This is a genomic window from Actinomycetota bacterium (assembly GCA_030684515.1).
Lineage (GTDB): Bacteria > Actinomycetota > Actinomycetes > S36-B12 > S36-B12 > UBA11398.
In genome coordinates this window covers 1-4,264 of the sequence record JAUXVJ010000008.1, presented here as the reverse complement: position 1 = coordinate 4,264, position 4,264 = coordinate 1, and the positions used below count along the sequence as shown (strand labels likewise).

Below are 4,264 nucleotides of genomic sequence, written 5' to 3'. Positions count from 1 at the left end.
AAGCGAGGAGGAACAGCAGGATCAACGCCGTCTTCATGCTGGTGAGTTGCCGCCAAGCCCAGCGCAGCAGCCCCGCATTGCTTATTGGTGGAAGCGCAGAGCGATTCATTCGCTAGACGCAGTTCCGTCGTACCCATCGACAGCCTTGATTGCCGAAGAAGTTCGCTTGTCCCATTTTGAACTCGCTCCATTGGAGCGAGGAGCCGACTCCACCTGTCTTGTGCGATTTGTCAGCAATCCGGTGGCCAGAAGTACGACTCCCACTGTGATCAGGGCGTCGGCGAAATTGAAGGTGGCGAACCACCCTGTGTGGAAGTAGTCAACAACGCCTTGACCGTCTAGTCGATCGACGAAATTTCCTAGGGCACCACCTAATAACAATGCGGAGCCTGCGATGGATACAGAGTTGAGACTGCGTGCTCGCATGAGGAGCCATGTGAATCCTGCGCTGATGATCCCGCCCGTGACAATCGTGACCACCATTGGCGGTAGCCGCGAACCAAGGCTGAACGCGATGCCAGGGTTGTAGGTCAGTCGGAGAGCAACAAGGCCAAGGTCGATTGAAGAGCCGTCGCTGAGGCCAGCCACGACGAGCGCCTTGACGACTGCGTCGGTCAACGTTGCTAGCGCTGCGATTGTCACGATCAGGACAATTCGTGGTCTCACAGCTGTGTTCGCATTCCGTCTCACATTAGCGGCGCGCTGGATGTGCGAAATCAATCGAAGAGTTCGCCGAGAAAGCCGCCGCGGCGTTTTCCTGACTTGCTTCCATGTTTGTTGCTGCCGTGTTTTGAGCCGTGGCCATCGTCGTAACCTGCTTGTTGTTGGTACTGGGCATTGCTTGGACGAGCCCCATACGCGGTTTCCTCTGCTGCGATTAGTCGATCGAGCTCTCCGCGATCAAGGAATATTCCCCTGCACTCGCTGCATTGATCGATTACTACGCCGTTGCGTTCGTAGGTATGCATGCCTGCCTTGCACTTGGGGCAAGCAATTGGCATCGCGGTCTGATTCATAGGTGCTCCATTCGGGGCGAGTTGGGTGAAACTGGGTGACCTTTGGTCGGACTGCGACGCGGGCTAGCATCTTCACGCTGGCGGCAGCCAAACCAGCGAGCGCCGCGATCCCAAGCAAGGAACTTGCCCATTCGAGCAATGTTGCGTGAGCAGGGTTCATTCGCTGCTGCAGTCAATGACTGTCCACATTGCTCGTGCCGGGGTGAAGGCAGGATCAGCCGATAGATGCAGTTTGTCTGCACACAATTGCCTGGAGGCCGCGAGGCCGACCGTCGACGCCGGCACGAGCCACCAATCGGACTTGCGATCCAGTCGCACGAGTCGTCGATCTTGGGGAATTCGTGGGCTAGGGAAGACATGTAAGTCATGTCCTCGTGCAGTAGTAGGGGGAGGCCGACGCCGCAAGCCTTTGACTCGACACGGGCTCTCTCACATCCACCTTTCCATGCTCAATGATGCGTTTGACCGCTGGTTGGTGTCGTGTAATTCTGGTCGCCACCGCAATCCATCAAGCTCTTTGGGGCTGTTTGATGAATTGCGGTAGCGCACTTCTATCTTCGCTTGACTGCCGGCTGCCAAAGAGCGTGCTGGATCAAGATTTCATGAAGATTCATGGTTGTGGAAGTAGGCTCCCGAACTTTTGAATGATCTATGTGGCTGCGGTCACAGTTGGGCGATGCTCAATGCAGGTCCGGCTTGCCCGGACATCGTGGACGCTAAGAGGTGCTTGGGCTTTCGTCAGGTTCTGCCGCGTTATCAAGGGTGTGCGGTGCGAGTTCCGAGGAGTGTGCAGACGACGAAGGCGTTCCGTACTCGCGAGGCAAAGCCACCATGACTAGTGCGCAAGCGGCAATTGCCATCAACGGAATTATGCTGAGAACGGGCATTCCGATCCCGGCGAAAACGAGCACCAAGACCGCTTCTCCGCCGACCAAGATTGCGATGGCCTTGAGTGAAATGCGCTTGCGCATGGCAGATACCTTCCTTGTGAGGGATTCTTCTCGTGCATCGCACGATGGCAGGGCACTCGGCAGGACTTGGTAGCGGAGTTTGTGTTTTGCGCGGCGGCACAGTAGGCGCGTATTGGGGATCCTGATTCTGATCGAGTCGAGCGCTAGATCGACTCGGGTAACTCATCGGAACTAAGGCAATTCTGCAAGAAAAGCATTCGTCCATGGCGAACCTGAGACGAACTAGCTCTTGTCTAGCGCGGATTTAGTACTGAGCGCACTTGGTTTTTCCATCATCGTCATTACCAAAACTGGGCAAGTCAGAGTTGCGACCATAACCAGCAGGGTTGCCAGAACTGCTCCAACGGAAATCACAACTAGTGACACTGTGATCGCGCCGAGGCCTATTGTGACCGCTCGCTTCGAAATATTCGCTTCTTCATCCCCTATTCGTGGGCTGCTAGGACAACCTTTCAAGGGTCACGCACCTGCGAAGAGATTTGAACTATTAACGATAAAGATTTGATGAAGTTCATTGCGTCCTGCGCGAAGTCACCAGGCTTTTGCACAGGCTTGGTCAGCACTGCGGTGCCGCCCGCACGCATCGTGGTTTCGGTGGCCGTCACAACTACTTGGCGACGCTTGCCGCTTTCGAAGGAAGCGGCAAAGGCGACCATCGCCATAGCCAGGGTGAGCATCCACGAATAGATAGCCACATTGCTCATCTGCGCCAGGGATTCAGGATTCACAGTTCCTCCTCGGAGGGTGCTTGGGGTAGCGCCTGCCCGTCGGAGACAAGAGACTGCTCAACGGGGTCGAGATCATCAGCAATAACACGGATGTCTTCATCCTCAAAAGTCGAAGTGCGCATGATTTCGAGATATTCGAATAGACCTGATGGTCATTCGATGGCTGGAATCGCTGGGCAAGTGCAACCTGACCCTTAATGGTCATTCTTGATTGGCTTGGTATTGCTCGGCGCGAGAATTGATGAAGGTTTGATCAAGACAGGTCGCTCTTCGTCTTGACCAAACCTTCATCAATTTGCGTGCGTACTGATGTGCCGCGGAGGCAGACTAGGCATGTGGGCGATAGTTCCGCCCACCGAGTTGGGGAGGCCCTCGGTGAGGGGTTGGTATGGAGATGGCTTCAGCTGGAATACAGGCAGTGCGCTCTTCTTGCTGACGCCGTTTCCTTGTGACTCGTGGGATGACATGCGTCGGCTCGACATTCTCGATGCGTGTACAGCCATTGAGCAAGTGATGCAAGCCCACAGCGCATGAAGATCACTCGTAGCTTGATTGTTGGAGGAGCAGTTGTCGCTCTGGTTGGGCTGCTGGCGGGCTGTAGCGGGGCCTCGTCGTCGGCGCCAATTGGCGGCCAATCAAGTTCTACTGCATCTTCTGGCCTAACCGATTCGGCAAGCGTGGGATCAGCTGATGACATTGCCTTTGTGCAACTGATGATCCCTCACCATCAGCAAGCCATGACAATGGCAGATCTGGCACTGGCGAAAGCCTCGACATCTGAAGTTCGCTTGCTGGCCAAGCAAATCAAAGCGGCGCAGTCACCCGAGATCGCCACGATGGCTCAATGGTTGACCGATTGGGACGCACCGATTTTGCCGCCCAGCAGCCCGTCAGGACATGAGATGGGCAACATGGCTGACCCGAGGTCTTCGGGCATGATGAGCGACGAGGAACTATCACTATTGTTGAAGTCAACAGGCTCGGCTTTTGATCAGATGTGGTTGCAAATGATGATTGCGCACCACCAAGGCGCCATCATGATGGCAGACCAAGTGCTCGAGTCCACGACGAACCTAGACGTGCGTGATCTCGCGCAAATGGTCATTGAAGGACAGACCGCGGAGATCACTACGATGCAAGAACTCTTGTCCGAGTGATTCGCGCCAGCCGCGCTCACCAGTACGAAGCACTGGACCGCACACCAATGACGATCTAGATGACTCGGCCTACGCCGCTGAACCTTTCGCGGTACCAGGGGCCCAGGAAGTCAATGATCTCCACGTCATCAGAAGGGTTGGAGGCGCTCACCATTTTTCCGCCGCCTATGTAGATGGCCACGTGGTGTGCGCCAGACCCAAAGTAGAACACCAGGTCACCAGGTCTGATATCGCTGACTGGGACGCGTTTGGTCTGGTCCCATTGCGCATAGCTGAGTGGGGTAAGCCCTACTCCCGATTGTCGCCAGGCTGCAGTGGTCAATTTGGAACAATCCCATGAACTGGGCGGATTGGCACTGAACGAGTATGGATCCCCAACTTGGGAAAGTGCG

Annotated in this window: 6 protein-coding genes and 1 pseudogene; 1 reads left to right on the top strand and 6 read right to left on the bottom strand. The window is 55.6% G+C overall.

The window, feature by feature from the left end:
• Positions 1-231: 231 nt before the first annotated feature.
• The 5 genes and pseudogenes from lspA to Q8M73_01765 all read right to left on the bottom strand — a co-directional run bounded on the left by lspA (position 232) and on the right by Q8M73_01765 (position 2,837).
• A pseudogene (lspA, locus tag Q8M73_01785) lies at positions 232-690 on the bottom strand (signal peptidase II).
• A gap of 26 nt (positions 691-716) precedes the next feature.
• Complete coding sequence (locus tag Q8M73_01780; GenBank protein MDP2287281.1) at positions 717-1,016, bottom strand: zf-TFIIB domain-containing protein; 300 nt, start codon at positions 1,014-1,016, stop codon at positions 717-719.
• Positions 1,017-1,732: 716 nt separating this feature from the next.
• On the bottom strand, positions 1,733-1,987 hold the full coding sequence (locus tag Q8M73_01775) for a hypothetical protein (protein MDP2287280.1): 255 nt from the start codon (positions 1,985-1,987) through the stop codon (positions 1,733-1,735).
• A 452-nt stretch (positions 1,988-2,439) separates the two neighbouring features.
• A complete protein-coding gene (locus Q8M73_01770) occupies positions 2,440-2,715 on the bottom strand; it encodes a hypothetical protein (GenBank protein MDP2287279.1) in 276 nt (91 codons plus the stop codon).
• A complete protein-coding gene (locus Q8M73_01765) occupies positions 2,712-2,837 on the bottom strand; it encodes a hypothetical protein (protein MDP2287278.1) in 126 nt (41 codons plus the stop codon). Before Q8M73_01765 ends, Q8M73_01770 begins: the two co-directional genes overlap by 4 nt.
• Positions 2,838-3,245: 408 nt before the next feature.
• Between Q8M73_01765 and Q8M73_01760 the strand changes: the two genes are divergently transcribed.
• Positions 3,246-3,872: a DUF305 domain-containing protein gene (locus Q8M73_01760; GenBank protein ID MDP2287277.1), complete on the top strand. Its 627-nt coding sequence runs from the start codon at positions 3,246-3,248 to the stop codon at positions 3,870-3,872.
• Positions 3,873-3,927: 55 nt separating this feature from the next.
• On the opposite strand, the gene Q8M73_01755 is transcribed toward Q8M73_01760, so the two are convergent.
• A partial coding sequence (locus tag Q8M73_01755) for an NlpC/P60 family protein (GenBank protein MDP2287276.1) occupies positions 3,928-4,264 on the bottom strand: 337 nt, incomplete at its 5' end.

What these genes read in the sequence shown, in the direction of transcription:
- Q8M73_01760 (MDP2287277.1), top strand. Translation starts at nt 3,246, where the DNA reads ATGAAGATCACTCGTAGCTTGATTGTTGGAGGAGCAGTTGTCGCTCTG.
- Q8M73_01765 (MDP2287278.1), bottom strand. Translation starts at nt 2,837, where the DNA reads ATGCGCACTTCGACTTTTGAGGATGAAGACATCCGTGTTATTGCTGAT.
- Q8M73_01780 (MDP2287281.1), bottom strand. Translation starts at nt 1,016, where the DNA reads ATGAATCAGACCGCGATGCCAATTGCTTGCCCCAAGTGCAAGGCAGGC.
- Q8M73_01775 (MDP2287280.1), bottom strand. Translation starts at nt 1,987, where the DNA reads ATGCGCAAGCGCATTTCACTCAAGGCCATCGCAATCTTGGTCGGCGGA.